Here is a 16,116-nt window from a genome sequence, read left to right on the forward strand (position 1 = left end):
TGGATTGTGCGGAGCTCGTTGCGCTGGATTGTGCAGAGCTTGCTGCACTAGACTGGGCAGAACTTGTTGCGCTGGATGTCGCAGAACTCGTGGCACTGGATTGTGCGGAGCTCGTTGCGCTGGATTGTGCAGAGCTTGCTGCACTAGACTGGGCAGAACTTGTTGCGCTGGATTGTGCGGAGCTCATTGCGCTGGATGTTGCGGAGCTCGTTGCACTGGATTGTGCGGAGCTCGTTGCGCTGGATTGTGCAGAGCTCGTTGCACTGGATGTTGCGGAGCTCGTTGCACTGGATTGTGCAGAGCTCGTTGCACTTGAAGCAGCAGAGCTGGATTGTGAGCCTTGGCCTGGCTTTACGGCTGCAAATACCGGTTGAACCGCGTTCAGGGCCAACTTAGCCTTGGCATCGGCACTGGCGTCGGCGTCACTGATGAAGTTAAAGTGTGCGTTACCCTTCTTGTCAAATGTTAAGGCCAGGTACTGGTTAGCAACCACGTTCCCGTTAGCGTCCAGCGAAATGGCGTTCCCACCAGCACGTGACTTCAGGTTGAAGGAAGGATCGTTAAGCAGTGCGGTCGTGTGACCACCGGCACCAATGGTTTTACTCCCGTTGTCAGAGTACATCATGGCCAGAATAACCAGGTAAATGTTTTGCTTCAGCTGGTCCATGTTGATGGTCTTTACCCAACCAGCATTCAATGCACTTTGTACCAGCATCCCACCGATATTTTCACCAACCCAGGCGTTGATTCCCATCTTCTTGGCTGCTGCTTCAAGGCCGGTCATGTTGTGGCCATCACCATTAAAGTTATCGTAGGCAGCGTGAACCATCGTGTAGCCCGCTTGGGTTGCAAATGGTGAAACCTTCACGAAGCCGGCGCTAACTTTGTTCCCGTTTGGTTGGGCCTGAACTCTGCTCCGCAGTTGGTTAATGGTTTGGGCGGCGAAAGTGGTGATTTCACTTTCTTGTGCTGGCGTCAGATTCTGTAAGTCAACTGTTTCGGCAGCATCCTTGGCATTGTGTTGATAGTTGCTGGCTGGGAAAACAATGTTTCCGTTAAAGCCAAGGGTTTCAAAGCCCTTAGCTGGGTCGCCACCGTTTTCTGAAATACCCTTGGTAGAAGCACTGATGATTGCCGGTGTCGAGTTGGCACCATTAGGGCGGAAACCATTCATTGCGTTGGCGTAACCATCAGGAATGACGAAGTTTTGACTAACGTTATCCTGTTGGTTTTGACTAGCGGCCAGAACAACTTGGCTCTGGGCCGTGGCCTGGTTTGGTGCGGTGACCGTTTCGTTTGTCCCCGCATTATCCGTGTTTGCGTCAGCGGAAGCTTGTTGTGCTTGAACACCCATGAAGGTGAAGCCTAACAGAACGGAAGCAACGCCCACGGATAACTTCCGTAACCCCCAGCGTTGCTTAGAGTGATCAAACATACTAGCCTTATTCTTATTAAAATTTGACAAAAAAATAACCCCCTCTTAATAGTTACGCCCATATTATACACCTAAACCCCATTTTACCAATCACTCCATAAAGAAAAGACACCCCGAACCCTGAAAATCTGGATACGAAGTGCCTTACTATTTGAAAAGCAAGGTTAACTTAGCCTTGCTCTACTACTTTTTACTATTGGTATTTTTCAACTGCCGCAACCAGCTGTTCGAGTGATTGGCTACCGAAAATTACTGGTGAGTCATCAATCATCGTGGCGGGCACGCTCATGATCTTCTTGCTCTTCCGCAAGTCTGGGAAGTGCTGGAGGTCAATCATCGTGGCGGTGATGTTCGGATTCAGTGAAGCCATCCGCTGGCAAGCCGCAACCACGTCTGGGCAGAAGTGGCAGGTCAAGGAAACACCGATTCTAATGTTAGCGGCCGGCAGCTTCTTAATCCGGTCCACCATTTCTGGTGCAATCGTCTGGCCCGGACCAGCTACGTTGTAAACCCCGAGAACCAGGGAGTTCAGTTCGTGGCCGGTTGGAATCCCAACATAGTGCAGACCCGTGTCGTTGCCATCTGCATCCAGGAGCTTCAGCATTGGCAGGTAGTCACCACTGCCCTGCTTCGTCGTTACCGTGAAGTGGTCATCGAGGCCGGCAAATTCGGTCACAAAGCCGACCAGTTGTTGGCTCAAGTCACTGTCGTTGGTGTTGACTTCCAGGGTGACGTCCTTAGTCAGGCGGTCAAAGATAGGCTTCAGTTGACTATCGATATCAGCACTCAGCCAGTTGCCTTCGTGCGGCGTGACCTTTTCCTGGTCTTCCAGGTTAGTGGTTTGACCAACCGTCTTAGCGGCCTTCTTGGCCACGTCGGCGTGGATTGGAATTCCCTGCTTCTGCTTTTGGGTGGTGATGTATTGCTCAGCCGCCGTTGCTGCCACGGCCCCATCGGAAGCCGCCGTGATAATCTGGCGGAGGTTCTTCACAATAACATCCCCGGCAGCGTAAACCCCGGCAACGTTGGTTTCACCATTGGCGTTGGCCTTGATGTAACCACGGTCGTCTAAGTCAATGATCCCCTGCAGGTTCTTGGTGGCTGGCTGGGTCCCGACGTAGATGAAGATGCCAAAGGTGTTATCGCCTTCATCAACGTGGTATGTCGTCTCCCGGCCAGTCTTGTTGTTGACCAGGGTGGCTTCCGTTACGTAGTCGTCACCCTTAACTTCCTTGACCTCAGTATTGTATTCTACCGAGACCTTTGGGTTGTTCAGCGCCCGGGCCGCCATCAACGGTGGGCACTTGAAGTGGTCGCTGCGGACGAGGACGGTGACGTGCTTACCAAACCGGCTCAGGTAGTCGGCTTCTTCGGCAGCGGCGTAACCCCCACCGACAACGAAAATCTGCAGGCCGGTGAACAATTCACCGTCACAGGTTGAGCAGTATGCAACCCCGCGTCCCCGGAATTCGTCTTCACCGGGGAAGCCCACTTTGCGCGGTTTAGCACCGGTGGCAATGATCACGCTACGGGCGTGGTACTCCTTGCCACTCTTGCCAACCAGGACCTTCACTTCGTCTTTGATCTGGTATTTTTCAACCTGGTCGTGTTCGATGGTGACACCAAAGTCCGCCACCTGCTTTTGCATCTGGTTCATCAGCTGGGTCCCGTCAACCTTTTCCACGGCGGGGTAGTTGTAAACCACGGAGGTCGTGGTGACTTGGCCGCCGACGGTATCGCCCTCAAGGATCAGGGTATCCAATGTTGCCCGACCAGCGTACAGTCCGGCAGACAATCCTGCTGGCCCGGCCCCAACGATGATCAGGTCGTATAAGTGTTCATCTGCCATCACTATTCACCTGGTTTCAGATTAAAGCTTACCAACAAGGTCTAAGCTTGGCTTGATGGAGTCTTGACCTGGCTTCCAGTTAGCTGGGCATACCCGGTCACCGTGTTCACGAACGAATTGAGCAGCTTGCAGGGTCCGCAGAATTTCGTCAGCGCTCCGGCCAATACCCATGTTGTTAATCGTGTAGGATTGGATCTTGCCATCTGGGTCAACGATGAATACACCACGGTAGGCTTGACCAGCGTCTTCATCGAGAACATCGAACATCCGGGCTAACTTGCCAGCAGGGTCGGCGAGCATGTGGTACTTGATCTTACCGATCTTGTCAGATGCTTCTGCCCATGCCTTGTGGACGAATTCAGTATCTTCAGAAACGGAGTAGATTTCAGCGTTAGCCTTCTTGAAGTCTTCGTACTTGTCTTGCAAAGCTTCCAGTTCGGTTGGGCAAACAAATGAGAAGTCAGCTGGGTAGAAGAAGAAGATGGCCCACTTGCCAAGAACATCCTTCTTAGTAACTTCCTTTGTTTCACCGTCTTGGTATGCGTTTACCTTGAAGTCTTCAATTTCGTGTCCAACAAAATTCATAGATATCCTCTCCTTAATTAGAATCATTCTTAACTACACCTATAAGTATAACCAACTTCCGGAATTAATCAAGGCTTTTTTAGAATTATTCTAAAATTTCATAGACAAAAAGCAGGCCAGTGTCCCATTGACACGAGCCTGCTTTGTATTGAAGCTGGATTAGAGGCCACCGCCCAGGTGCAAACGGCTAACGGTAGGCCCCTTTCTTCCTACCAGCTAGCCTTGCGGACGCCCGGAATCTGCCCCTTGTGAGCGAGGTTCCGGAAGTTGATCCGGGACATGCCAAACTTCCGCATGTAGGCGTGTGGCCGGCCGTCATAACGGTCCCGGTTGTGTAAGCGGACCGCACTGGAATTGCGCGGCAGCTTGGATAAGGCAATGTAGTCGCCCTTTTCCTTCAGTGCCCGCCGCTTGGCAGCGTACTTCTTAACCAGCGCTTCTTGGTGATGTAACTTAGCAATTTTTGACTTTTTTGCCATATATAAAGTTGTTTTCTCCTTTATTTAGATATATGCGTGTGCAACAAACAACTAAATTTAAACATCTGCGAATTCATTCACCACAAATTATCTGACATTCACTGACCAAATGCAACCAAAAGGCCCTAGCTTAACTTTTCCTTAGCAAAGCGCCGGTACTCGTCCGCGTAACCGTACTTGGCGTTGTAGCGGGTCAGCAGCTCCTGGTCGTGGGTGTAGGCCAGGCCAGTCTTCATCATCAGCTGGTAGAGCTCGGCGTACGGGATGGCATCCGTCTTTGCCCGGTCGCTTTCCACCGTCCGGTCGTAGGCGACGTGGCGGAAACTGGTCTCAGCCATCCCCTGGTCGTCGACCTCCAGAACTAGGTAGTGCGCCCGGAGGTCCTTTTGCAACGGCTGCCAGTGGTTGAACGGCTCGCCAACCGCCCCGGGGTTGAGGATGATCCGCTCGTCATTTGAATAGCGCAGCAGTTCGTGGTGGACGTGGGCATAAATCGCCACGTCGACCGGTTGGTCCGTGTCGACCTGGAAGAGCTTATCAAAATTACTGGTTGACTGGGTCGGGAAGAGGGCCTGGCCCATATTCAAATCCGGCAGGTTGTGGGAGATGCCAAAGTTCAGGGGCCCGACCTGCTTGGTGACGTGCATTGGCCAGTTGGCGATGCTGTCAATCAACTGGGTTGAGGCGTGACGGGCAACGTACTGGGCCAGACGGGCAAAGTAGACGTGCGACGGCTTGTCCAGGTCCATCAGTCCCCGGGCACCGCGGACCACCAGGTCATCCCAGTTTCCCCGGACCACGACCGCCGGGTTCATCTTTTCAAAGAGCTTCCAGACCCGGGTAACACTCGGTCCCGGCATCAAGAGGTCCCCGATGAACCAGTACTGGTCGACATTTTGTTTCAGGCTATCCTTATACATTGCCTGCAAGGCACTCAGGTTACCGTGGACATCCGAAAAAACGGCAATTCTCGTTTTCAAATCCGATTTCCTCCTTTTATTCCTATTAATAGTATATCACTCTATTTTCCATTAGCGGGTTCCGTGATAATGGTGCTAAACTGGTTGAGTAAATTATCATTTGAAAGGAAGGATACCTTGTCCACACCTAGTCCAACTATCTCAACTAAAACCCGGCGGCTGATCACCGCCATCCTGCTCTTGTCAGCCTTTGTCAGTCTGGCCAGTCAGACAATGATGATCACGGCCCTACCGGTCATCGAGCACGAACTCCACGTTTCCTTAAACGCGGTCCAGTGGCTGACGACCGGTTATACCCTGATTATCGGGATCGTCACCCCTTTGTCCTCAAACATGTACGAAAAGTTTACCAACCGGCAGGTCTTCCTGTGGACGATTGGCGCCTTCATTGTCGGGACCGTCATCGGTTGCCTCGCCAGCAACTTCTACTCCCTCCTGTTAGCCCGGCTGATCCAGGCCGCCGCCAGCGGGATGCTAATGTCGTTTCAAATGACGACCATGATTTCGATCTACCCGATTGAACAGCGGGGGTCGATCCTTGGTCTCTCCAGCCTGGTCATCTCGACCGCCCCGGCAATTGGCCCGACCATCTCCGGGTTCCTCCTCCAAGTGCTTTCCTGGCGGTGGCTCTTCATTGCCGTCTTGCCCTTCATGGTGGTTGTCTTCATCATTGGCTACTTCAAGTTACAAAACTTCTCGAAGACCCGGGATATCAAAATCGACTACCTGTCCGTCTTCATTTCCCTGCTGGGTTCGGCCCTGGCCCTTGGCAGCCTGACGGTCTTTGAAATTAACGTCTGGGCCGGTTGGGCAATGCTGGTCGTGGGACTGGTCATCATCGCCTTCTTTGTCAAACGGCAGCTCCACCTGACTAACCCAATGCTCAAGGTGCAGATTTTCAAGTACCCGTCCTTTCGGCTGATGACCTTTGTCGGGATCTTTGCCTTCATGATCCTCCTTGGGACCGAGCAGCTGGTGCCGATCTTCAGTGAAAACGTCCTGGGGATGGGGAGCTTCAAGTCCGGACTGATTCTCTTGCCCGGTGCCATCTGCAACGGGGTGGCGGCCTCATTTATCGGCCGGCTGTATGACGAATACGGGCCGAAGTGGCTGATTATCATTGGTGGGGTCCTGATGCTAATCGCCTCCTACCCCTTCGTCACGATTTCTCAGCACTCGTCAATCCTGGTCTTGACCCTGGCCTACACCGTCCGGATGATTGGCAACGCCTTTGTCTTCAGTCCGGCCCTGTCGGAGGCCTTCTCCGGTCTTTCCCGCCTGGAAAACAGCCACGGGACCGCCCTTAACAACACCCTCCGTCAGGTTTCCGGGGCCGTGTCCGTCACGATACTAGTCGTCATTGCCGGGATCCCGTCCAGCCTGATTGCCGGGATTCGCCTGTCAATGTGGATCACCGTCCTCCTGATCGTCCTGATGATGCTCACCTTTGCACACTATCTAAAAGTTAGCAAGCAGCGGTAATCCCTGTTATAATCGCTAACTGTTAACTATTAAGGAGATGAAAAGTAATATGGGAACAAGTAACGACGAGTACCCCCAGGGCTGGCACCGGACCTTCTACACCCTCTGGCTAGGGGCCTTCATCACCGGGGCCGGTTATTCAATGACGATGCCCTTTATCTCGCTGTTCATTAACGAGCTCGGCAACTTCAGCCACTTTCAGCTGAACATTTTCTCCGGGCTGGCCTTCGGGGCGACCTTCGTTAGCCAGGCCATCGTCTCCCCACTCTGGGGGAACCTGGCGGACCGCAAAGGCCGGAAGCTGATGTGTATGCGGGCTGCCGGGGTTATGGCCTGCACGATCTTCTGCATTGGCCTGGCCCAAAACGTCTGGATGATCATCGCCCTCCGCTTCCTCCAGGGGGCCTTCTCCGGATACATCAATAACGCCACAGCCCTGATGGCGGGCGAGACACCGCGCGCCCACTCCGGCTGGGTCATGACAGCAATGACCACTGCCGGGGTGGCCGGTAACTTAGTGGGGCCCCTCCTTGGTGGGGTCCTGTCGGGGGCGTTTGGTTACCGGATCCCGTTCTTCATCACCGGGGTCCTGATGTTCCTCAACTTCCTGGGGACGACCTTCCTGACGGTTGAACACTTCACGCCAATCAAGAAGGAAAAGATGAAGCCCCTGGGTCAAATCTTCCAGGAACTGGACAGTCCCGCCACGATCATCACCATGTTCTTCACAACGATGGTGGTTATTTCCTCATCGATGTCAATCACCCCAATCATCAGCCTGTACGTCAAGTCGCTGATGCATAACCAGGGCAACGTGGCCCTGGTTGCGGGGATCGTAGCGGCGACCCCCGGGCTGGGGACGCTGATCTCTGCCTCCAAGGTTGGCCACACGATGGATAAGATTGGCCCGAAGGTGGTCTTGCGGACCGGGCTAGCGGTGGCCTTCGTCCTCTTCATCCCGATGACCTTCACCCACTCACCATGGTCACTGGCCTTCTGGCGGTTCCTACTGGGCCTGGCCAACGCGGCCCTGACCCCGGCAATCCAGACGGTCCTGACCCTGGACGTGCCGACCGAAGCCTTTGGACGGATCTTTAGTGTGAACCAGTCCTTCCAGGCGGCCGGAGCGGTCCTCGGCTCAGTTATCGGTTCCGTCATTTCGGGGTTATTCAACTACCCGATGGTCTTCGCCGTCACCGGCCTAACCCTCCTGGTAAACTTCATCGCCGTTGTTCTCGTGATGCGTAAGCGCAAGACGGCATAACAGTAATAATGCGACAAAAGCGGGCGCTAGCGTTCGGAAAATCCGGATGCTAGCGCCCGCTTTGTGCTTTTTGCTTCAGCTAATTAATCGCTAACTGGTAGGTTTCGTGGGTGGTAACGCTGCACGCCTGACCGCACGCCGGCTGGTTAAGGCAAGTCACCCGGGCGTAAACCAGCAGCGTCACCACCGCCCCGTCGAAACGAAGGTGCTGGAGGAGCCAGACGGTTGCTGGCGTTGCGGCCCGCCCAATCACCTGGACCTGGGAGAGCTGGTGGGCCAAGGCAACACTGACAATCGTGTCATAGCGGGCCATCGCCGGGCTCAGCTCCATTAGGCATGGTGTCGACAGGCCCACCATCCCCTGGAGGAGGCGGTAACACTGCTGCTTGCTGGCGACCCCGGCCACCACCAGCGGGATCCCCTCAGCCAGCAAATGGCGGACCAGGGGCCCACTGAAGCGGCCGCCAATCATCACCGGTACCTGGACCCAGACGTTGTCGCCAAGGAGGGTCAGCTGCTCCGCCTGGCGGCAAACGCCCGCGACCGTCTGTGCGGCCGTGGGGATGATCACCCGGTTGCTGACGGGGGCAAGCATTTCTCTCGTCAGACAAGAAAGCGCCTGGTTCCCCGCGACGTTCAGGCGCAGGCCATTGTCGGGGTTCTGCTGGGCACGCCAGGAAAGCTCTCCTGGCGCTACCTGGTCAATAAACATACCAATTGAAGCTAACGCGGTCACATCTATCTTCCTTTCAGCACAATAATAAGTAGACCAACTACTAGATTCAGGTTATATCATGCCCCATAGTGTCGAATTAGTCAAGCCTTTTTGACATATTTAAACTGATATACCAATTGTTGAAGCCAGGTAAAAAAACGGGTACCCGCCATTTTGACGAGGTGCCCGTTTCCCTACTATTTAACCTTTTGATCAACCGCGGTTTTCTCCGGATAGAAGAAGTTATAAATTGTCAGCACCAGGTAGGCCAAGAGGACCCAGCGCGGCATCAGGTAGGCCACGGAGATCAGAATGCCGTTGATGATCAGAACCAGGACCAGGCGCCGGCCCAGCCGCACCGAAACATCTTCGGACTGCCCTCGACCTCGTTGAAGAATTCCTCCCAGGCACTGGCCGAGATGATCAGCTTCATCAAATTGGCGATGAAGTAGGCAATCCCGTAGTCAAAGACCGCCAGCCCGGTCGGCTCCAGCATCATCCACTTCGTCAGCATTGGAATTACTGACAGGGCCGCCAGGAAGACGAAGTCGATGATGATCATCTTCTTCGTGACCCGGTTGAGGACCAGCAGCATCCGGTTAAGGTCGTACCAGAAGTTGGCCACCACGAAGAAGCTCACCAGGAAGATGAAGATCGACCCCATGAAGTTGCGGTAGGAGACCCCCGCCTGGTTGGGCAGCGGCACCTCCAGGACCATCACGGTCAGGATGATGGCGATGACCCCGTCGTTGAGGTTGTCGAGGTGTTCCTTGAATTCCGTGGCTTCCTTCTGCTTCATCCGCACGAGGCGCTGCTGGACCTGGCAGCGGGGAGCCACTTTACTTGTTGTTTTGTCTTTAGTCTTCACTTTAAATCACCAAGGGCTATTCTAACTAATTTCGTTGTGGCGAATTTACAATTGAAATGCAACACAAAGTAAAAAAATAAACCCATACGACCAAATCAAACAATTCGAGGTATCCGGTATGGGCTATAAACATCTTACTATAAAAGAACGTGAAATGCTTATGTTTTTACAAGCTAAGGGGTTATCTATCCGGGCTGTTGCGTTACGGCTAGGGCGAAATCCAAGCACTATTTCACGAGAATTAAAACGTTGTGCAGGTCATTATTCCCCAAGTAAAGCAGAAAATGACTATCATCAAAAGCGAAAGAATTGTCACAAGAAGCGGCTATTAGACAGCCATCCACAACTACGCCGTCAAATTGTTCATTACATCTTAGATCTGCACTGGTCACCAGAGCAGATTACCGCTCGCTTTAATAAGGAACATCAATGGTGTGTTAGCTACAACACAATCTACCGTCATATCTATCAACACAATTTAGGTGAGAAGTACTCCTCACATGGCGATACCGGTATTCAGCGCCATCTCAGACATAAACATCGGACGCGGCATTCAAAGAATACTAGACGACATCGAGAAGTACAGACGGACTACATCTCAATTCATGAGCGCCCTGGTTTTATCAACCAGCGTCAACGTATTGGTGACTGGGAAATCGATACTGTAATTGGGCGAACGGGTCATTCCATCCTTTTAACGGTTGTCGATCGGCTTAGTCGGCTTACTCTTATCAAAAAGGTTGCGCGAAAGGACTCGCAGGAGATAAATAAAGGCTTAGTTGACCTGTTAGGGGTCATTCCTAAAGAATTTGTTCATTCTATTACACCAGATCATGGGACCGAATTTCTTCATCTTGATGAAATCAGCGAAAGATTAGGTGTTACTGTCTATTGGCCCGATCCATATTCCCCTGAACAGCGTGGAACAAATGAGAATACAAATGGATTAATCCGGGAATACTTTCCCAAGCGAACAGATATTGATAATTATACAGAACAGGACGTTGAACACTGCCAAAAGCAGTTAAATCAACGTCCGCGCAAAGTGTTAAATTATGAAACCCCATATGAAGTATTTTTTGATAAACCGTTGCACTTAGTTTGACAATTCGCCCCATATAAATAAATCCTCCAATAGTAAAAAATACGTTCCAATTATAACACTTAAGAAGCCTTGTTGTTATTTCCAATAGGCTTTTTCTTTTTACTCATTTACGAACACCCGTTCTTGTGATATATTTATATCGAACAGATGTTTGGAGTGAGTACTATGGATTATTCCAATGAACCATCAGGTGTGTTCCTGTTAATTGACAATAAATCTTTCTATGCCACGGTTGAGTGTATTATGCGTGGTCTCGACCCCTTAACAACTCCACTGGTTGTGATGTCTGAGGCTGCAAACACAGGTGGTGGTTTGGTTATGGCAGCATCTCCTATGGCCAAAAAGCTCTTTCATATCTCTAATATTAATAGGAAAAGAGACATTCCCAATGATGAAAGATTAATTGTTGTTCCGCCTAGGATGAACCTTTATATACAAAAGAATCTTGAGGTCAATCATATTTTTAATCAGTATTGTGCTGATGAAGATCTTCAACCATATTCTATAGATGAGTCAATCCTTGATATTACTCACTCATGGCGATTGTTTGGAAACAATATCCTACAGGTAATAAGGAAGATTCAGTCACAAGTTAAGGATGAACTAGGCCTTGTTACCACAGTTGGGCTAGGGAATAATCCACTACAAGCTAAAATTGCTTTGGACATATACGCCAAACATAATCGCGAATTCATTGGTGTAATCACTAACCAAACGGTCAAAAATAAGATATGGACCATTCCTGAAATAACTGATGTTTGGGGTATTAATACTCGTACTAAAGCAAATCTAGCTAGATTAGGCATACATAATATGTACGAACTGGCACACTACAATCCATTTGAACTTAAGCGCCGGTTAGGAATTATGGGGACACAATTATATGCCACCGCATGGGGAATCGACAGAACCAATCTTCAATCAACTATTCTTCATAAAGATAAATCTCTTGGTAACTCACAAGTTCTACCAAGAGACTATAGTGAAAAAGATGAGATAGAAACGGTTATAAAGGAGATTGGGGCACAGGTAGCATCACGTCTTCGAGCCCATAATAAACAGTGTTGTGGAGTATATCTAAGTATTGGATATTCGCTTGGTGTAATAGATGAAAGTGGTAAGACTGGCTTTGCTCATTCACTTAAATTAAGTACATCGACTGCTGAAACTGGAACTATTAATAGACAACTTATCTTCATCTTTGAGAAATTCTGGGACGGTAAAACTCCTGTCAGGAATGTTGCAGTGTCATGCACACGGCTGGTTGAAAGATATGGAGAACAGCTTAATATCTTCAATTCGCCTCGACAAGACGCAATTAGTCTAGAAGAGGCTATGGATTCTATCCGTAAGAAATATGGAAAAACAGCAATAATGAGAGCAAACAGCCTCAAGAAAGGTGGAACCTTCATTGAACGAGCAGGACTTGTGGGCGGCCATAACGGCGGACAAAGCCTGGAATAGAAGACAGGGACAACTTATTTCAGATAGGATTACAAAACTATTCAAGAACATTCCCAGAACTGCTTATTGGGTAAGCATTAACTATTTTGCACCAGATAATGCTTATAACATATTCTTCAACATTAAGAGGAATGGTACTTTCCAACGTTCTATTCCGATTGACCAATACCCACATATTAAATTTGAAACTTTAATAGAGATTCTAAAGGAAGTTAGAAAGACCTACCAATTTACTTTCAACTATACGAACTTCACTAAAGAGCAATTAAAACAACTATATAGAGAGGTAGATTAACCATGTCACGGTTCTACAGTGATGCTGAAGCAGATGTAGTAGCAGATAACTTTTTCAAATATTATTACCATGATCGTGGGAAGATTAAATGGAGCGGATTCTTTTTATCGGAACATACGGCAGCATTAAAGCAAAATGAGCAATATATTGACGGGAGAAAAAGACCATGATTTCAATATACGCGGTAAAGGACCTAGAAACAGGACTATTTATTAGTGAAGTTGCAGGATGTATTTTTGCTAGAAGAAAATATGAGAATTATGTTTATGAATTAAAGGCTGCAAAGCAAGTCATGCAAGATGCTCAGAGCAACTCACAAGTAATTAACTATGGTTTCAAATACAACAATCTTGCTATAGTTCCCGTAGATTTATATACTGTACCGATTATTAAACGATCCATCGATGTATCTTGGAGTTCAAAAGTTAAACATGGCCTTACATTTGAATCTGCTGTTAAAGGATGTGCGCTTGAACACGTAAGATTATTCGGAAGTATTATAAAAAATAGCAAAGAGATTCAAAAACATAATTTTCATTTTGTTAGTAGTGGAAGTATGTTGTAAATGATTCTCTTTGCCTTATGCATTAAAACAAGAATTTTAATGACGGTTTGATATGAGAGAACATATCTCCCCTATAATCAAAAAAGACGTTCCATATATTGGAAACGTCTTTTTTTTGTTAATATTATTGGTCTGACATATCCGTAGTGTTTACTTCAGAAGCAACACTATCAACTTTTGATTTGTCACTAGAGCTATTGTAATATTCATTAACTAAATCTTTAATTGAATAAGTTTTGGCACTGTCATCAGAATAATCGTAGCTACCATCTCTAACGGTTACTTGATCACCATCAATAACATAATTTAAGGTACCATCTTTCGTTCCAAATCCTATTTGGTAATCATTCTTTTTTCCCATAATCATGTACTCAATGTCTCCGGTATTAATTGATTCAGCACCACGAGCCTTTTCAAGAATAAGAATTCCTAGAGTCTTGGGATCAATATTAGATGAGTCGTCACTGTTTGACGACGAATCATTATCAGGCTTAGCATAGCCGTTCTCTTGAATGTCTTTCTGGTCAGAGTCTTTAGCCTTGTTAAACATATCCATAAAATCTGAATATGTCATATCTGGTTGTTTATAGTTATCATCTGCGCTCCATTCATATTTAGCGTTTCTAGAGTTGGCGTAGGTATGCAGTTTGTTACCATTAAGTTTTGCTTTGATGGTGTAATAGTTATTATTATATACATCATGCATTTTAAGTTCAAACATATTATTACCTAATGATTTCCATGTACCTCTATCGGCTTCACCATACCAAAAATCTGTGTCACTATTTTGGTTTGTTGAATTTACTTGAGGCGTACAATACAGGAGCTTGCCGTTTTTCTTAAAATACCAGTAACTAGGCTGAAGTGTTCCATCATCTGTTTTATTGTATTTATCATCCGTCTTGTAGACACCACTAAGCACTTGCTTATCCTGCTGAGCATTTGTAGCTTCCTTCCCTTGTTTACCACTACATCCAACAAGACCAATTGTAATCAAAAGTAATAACGGAATTATCCATTTATGTTTGAAATTCATATGTAATTTTCCCCCTAATAAACCTATTATTTTGCAATAGCAATGTTTATTGTAGCATTTTATATATTCAAATCACATACAATATAAAAGAACGTCAACCAATTTCTGACCGACGTTCTAAAATGAATGTTTTATAAAACAATATTACTGAGCATTCGTCCGTAATCGGCTAAAGTTAGTAGGACGGTCTTTTATTATATTAGAAAAGTCCCTTTTGCTATTGGCTCTAGTAAAAGGGACTTAGTGTTATCGTAACCCTTCTCATATAGGAAGAGTGTGGCTCAAATGGACTACGCGGCCCAATATCTCTTACCACAATTGTATTATACCACGAGAACAGAACTAGTTTCTTTTCGCTTTCTTTTCATTGAGTTAGATTTCTACTCATAAACGCCGTAATAACAGCATCTGTTTCTTTTTATTTTCTTTCGATTACTAAAACTACCAAAAATTATGAAGATTTAGCGTTAATAAATTATAGTTGTTTAGCAGCGATATAACCCTCGTGAATTGCATCATAAATCTGACGAACATACTTTGAGTCTCCAACATTGAAAACTTGCATATTTGTTTCTTCAGTTAAGCGGTCATAAAATTCATGTTGTGGAATAAATCCTGCCGCAGAAATAAGCATATCAGCAGGAATCATTTTTTGATTTCCAAAACGATCAACTAAAGTTAGCTTCTTATCAGTTAAACTAGTCGGTCTTAACCCTGTTAACACCTTAATATTGGTTTTGCTAATAGCGTATGCATAAGCACGACTACTAGATGATGTTGCTTGATGAGACAAAAAATGATCGGTAACTTCAACAATTGTTACATTCTTACCAGATTTATTTAATTCTAGAGCAGTTTCAGCACCGGTAATACCTCCACCTATAACAACAATATTCTGACCATTTGCTTTTTGACTACCATTAAGATAATCCATTGCTGAAATAATTGAAGCACCATTTTTTGCACCATTAATTTTTAAGTTACGTTCTTTACCACCAATAGCAACTACACAAGCATCAAAATTATCGGCTTTTATCTTGTCTACAGTAGCTGTTTCATCAATAACAGATATGTTTTTATTATGAGCAATTTCATGGTGATAATATTTTATTAGGTTATTAATGTTTCGCTTATTATCTGGGACGGCCGCTTCAATCATCGCGCCACCAAGCGCTCTCTTTTCATATAGAGTAACCTTATGTCCGCGCTGAGCAGCGACTAGTGCCGCTTCGCAGCCCCCTGGCCCTGCACCAACAACGGCTACTTTCTTGGCTTCCTTCACCTTGGTATGATCATCATTTTCGAAATGGTACAAAGATGGATTAACGGCACAGTGAATAACATTATTACTTAATAAGCCACGATCTAAGCATCCGACTAGGCAGTTAATGCAGGGAACTATATCTTCAGGATGACCTTCCTGTGCTTTCTTAGCCCACATTGGATCTGCCAACAGTGAACGACCAAGCGCAACGAAATCTCCGGCTCCCTTTTCGAGCGCATCTTCAGCTTCGATAGGTGTAAAAATATTATGTCCTGCAAAGCAAGGAATGCTTACCGCATCTTGAATAGCTTTGGTTTCTTTATTATTAAATTCATTTGGCATTAAAAATTCACGGTCCGAAGTTGCATGTGTACCACAGATTAGATTAATGTGCGAACACCCTGCTTTTTCAAGTGCTTTTGCTACTTGGATTGTTTCATCTAATGTAATTCCGTCAGGTTCCCAATCTTCTGTAGATAGTTTTACGCCAACTGGAAAGTTAGTCCCGCATTTCTGCTTAATATTTTGAATGATCTCTAAAAGGAATCGCATTCGGTTATGTAATGACCCACCGTACATATCGGTTCTTTGATTATCATGTGGCGAAAGGAAATTAGTTGGTAAGCATCCTGCAGCACCATGAATTTCTAAAATTGGCAGATTGCAAGAAATAACTTGAACGAATTTAATGACGTAAATTAAGCAGGAAGATCTCGATTGGTGTATGCCA

At 47.2% G+C, this 16,116-nt stretch carries 15 protein-coding genes; 5 read left to right on the top strand and 10 right to left on the bottom strand.

The annotated features are described in order from the left end of the window. The 5 genes from QOS01_RS09115 to QOS01_RS09135 form a co-directional block, all read right to left on the bottom strand. The coding region (locus QOS01_RS09115) for an SEC10/PgrA surface exclusion domain-containing protein (RefSeq protein ID WP_283622080.1) at positions 1 to 1,465 on the bottom strand (1,465 nt) is incomplete at its 3' end. 163 nt (positions 1,466 to 1,628) lie between these two features. After that, a complete protein-coding gene (locus QOS01_RS09120; RefSeq protein ID WP_283622081.1) occupies positions 1,629 to 3,284 on the bottom strand; it encodes an FAD-dependent oxidoreductase in 1,656 nt (551 codons plus the stop codon). Between the two features lie 21 nt (positions 3,285 to 3,305). Further along, positions 3,306 to 3,869 carry an alkyl hydroperoxide reductase subunit C gene (ahpC, locus tag QOS01_RS09125; protein ID WP_047768565.1) on the bottom strand — a complete coding sequence of 188 codons (564 nt, stop codon included), beginning with the start codon at positions 3,867 to 3,869 and terminating at the stop codon, positions 3,306 to 3,308. 209 nt (positions 3,870 to 4,078) lie between these two features. Further along, positions 4,079 to 4,348 (bottom strand): 30S ribosomal protein S14, encoded by a 270-nt coding sequence (gene rpsN, locus QOS01_RS09130; RefSeq protein ID WP_283622082.1) that lies wholly within the window; start codon positions 4,346 to 4,348, stop codon positions 4,079 to 4,081. A 125-nt stretch (positions 4,349 to 4,473) separates the two neighbouring features. Further along, entirely contained in the window at positions 4,474 to 5,328 is an 855-nt protein-coding gene (locus tag QOS01_RS09135) for a metallophosphoesterase family protein (protein ID WP_283622083.1), read from the bottom strand. A gap of 69 nt (positions 5,329 to 5,397) precedes the next feature. Here QOS01_RS09135 and QOS01_RS09140 point away from each other — a divergent pair, with 69 nt between their 5' ends. Together QOS01_RS09140 and QOS01_RS09145 are read left to right on the top strand one after the other, a co-directional pair. Next, positions 5,398 to 6,810 (top strand): DHA2 family efflux MFS transporter permease subunit, encoded by a 1,413-nt coding sequence (locus tag QOS01_RS09140; RefSeq protein WP_283622084.1) that lies wholly within the window; start codon positions 5,398 to 5,400, stop codon positions 6,808 to 6,810. A gap of 49 nt (positions 6,811 to 6,859) precedes the next feature. Further along, positions 6,860 to 8,074: an MFS transporter gene (locus tag QOS01_RS09145; RefSeq protein ID WP_283622085.1), complete on the top strand. Its 1,215-nt coding sequence runs from the start codon at positions 6,860 to 6,862 to the stop codon at positions 8,072 to 8,074. Between the two features lie 79 nt (positions 8,075 to 8,153). Here QOS01_RS09145 and QOS01_RS09150 read toward each other — a convergent pair whose 3' ends face one another. From QOS01_RS09150 to QOS01_RS09160, 3 genes are all read right to left on the bottom strand, one after another. Further along, positions 8,154 to 8,810: a beta/alpha barrel domain-containing protein gene (locus QOS01_RS09150; protein ID WP_283622086.1), complete on the bottom strand. Its 657-nt coding sequence runs from the start codon at positions 8,808 to 8,810 to the stop codon at positions 8,154 to 8,156. Positions 8,811 to 8,986: 176 nt separating this feature from the next. After that, positions 8,987 to 9,148 carry a hypothetical protein gene (locus QOS01_RS09155; RefSeq protein WP_283622087.1) on the bottom strand — a complete coding sequence of 54 codons (162 nt, stop codon included), beginning with the start codon at positions 9,146 to 9,148 and terminating at the stop codon, positions 8,987 to 8,989. Then, positions 9,115 to 9,657 carry a TMEM175 family protein gene (locus QOS01_RS09160; protein ID WP_283622088.1) on the bottom strand — a complete coding sequence of 181 codons (543 nt, stop codon included), beginning with the start codon at positions 9,655 to 9,657 and terminating at the stop codon, positions 9,115 to 9,117. The genes QOS01_RS09155 and QOS01_RS09160 overlap by 34 nt, the downstream gene beginning before the upstream one ends. A gap of 118 nt (positions 9,658 to 9,775) precedes the next feature. On the opposite strand from QOS01_RS09160, the gene QOS01_RS09165 reads away from it, so the two are divergent. The 3 genes from QOS01_RS09165 (at position 9,776) to QOS01_RS09175 (ending at position 13,086) form a co-directional block, all read left to right on the top strand. Next, positions 9,776 to 10,762: an IS30 family transposase gene (locus QOS01_RS09165; RefSeq protein ID WP_283622089.1), complete on the top strand. Its 987-nt coding sequence runs from the start codon at positions 9,776 to 9,778 to the stop codon at positions 10,760 to 10,762. A gap of 165 nt (positions 10,763 to 10,927) precedes the next feature. After that, positions 10,928 to 12,226 (top strand): Y-family DNA polymerase, encoded by a 1,299-nt coding sequence (locus QOS01_RS09170; protein WP_283622090.1) that lies wholly within the window; start codon positions 10,928 to 10,930, stop codon positions 12,224 to 12,226. Positions 12,227 to 12,687: 461 nt separating this feature from the next. Beyond that, positions 12,688 to 13,086, top strand: coding sequence for a hypothetical protein (locus QOS01_RS09175; RefSeq protein WP_283622091.1), 399 nt, complete (start codon positions 12,688 to 12,690; stop codon positions 13,084 to 13,086). 124 nt (positions 13,087 to 13,210) lie between these two features. Here the strand turns inward: QOS01_RS09175 and QOS01_RS09180 are convergent, their stop codons facing one another. Both QOS01_RS09180 and QOS01_RS09185 read right to left on the bottom strand, forming a co-directional pair. Next, positions 13,211 to 14,122 (bottom strand): Lreu_0056 family protein, encoded by a 912-nt coding sequence (locus tag QOS01_RS09180; RefSeq protein ID WP_283622092.1) that lies wholly within the window; start codon positions 14,120 to 14,122, stop codon positions 13,211 to 13,213. 475 nt (positions 14,123 to 14,597) lie between these two features. After that, positions 14,598 to 16,116, bottom strand: a 1,519-nt coding sequence (locus QOS01_RS09185) for an FAD-dependent oxidoreductase (protein WP_283622093.1), incomplete at its 5' end; no start/stop codon positions are given.

The organism is Limosilactobacillus avium (genome assembly GCF_947381485.1).
GTDB classification, from domain to species: domain Bacteria; phylum Bacillota; class Bacilli; order Lactobacillales; family Lactobacillaceae; genus Limosilactobacillus; species Limosilactobacillus avium.

Coding starts and splice junctions, on each gene's coding strand:
- QOS01_RS09140 (WP_283622084.1), top strand. CDS start 5,398: ATGGTGCTAAACTGGTTGAGTAAATTATCATTTGAAAGGAAGGATACC.
- ahpC (WP_047768565.1), bottom strand. CDS start 3,869: ATGAATTTTGTTGGACACGAAATTGAAGACTTCAAGGTAAACGCATAC.
- QOS01_RS09180 (WP_283622092.1), bottom strand. CDS start 14,122: ATGAATTTCAAACATAAATGGATAATTCCGTTATTACTTTTGATTACA.
- QOS01_RS09120 (WP_283622081.1), bottom strand. CDS start 3,284: ATGGCAGATGAACACTTATACGACCTGATCATCGTTGGGGCCGGGCCA.
- rpsN (WP_283622082.1), bottom strand. CDS start 4,348: ATGGCAAAAAAGTCAAAAATTGCTAAGTTACATCACCAAGAAGCGCTG.
- QOS01_RS09170 (WP_283622090.1), top strand. CDS start 10,928: ATGGATTATTCCAATGAACCATCAGGTGTGTTCCTGTTAATTGACAAT.
- QOS01_RS09175 (WP_283622091.1), top strand. CDS start 12,688: ATGATTTCAATATACGCGGTAAAGGACCTAGAAACAGGACTATTTATT.
- QOS01_RS09145 (WP_283622085.1), top strand. CDS start 6,860: ATGGGAACAAGTAACGACGAGTACCCCCAGGGCTGGCACCGGACCTTC.
- QOS01_RS09165 (WP_283622089.1), top strand. CDS start 9,776: ATGGGCTATAAACATCTTACTATAAAAGAACGTGAAATGCTTATGTTT.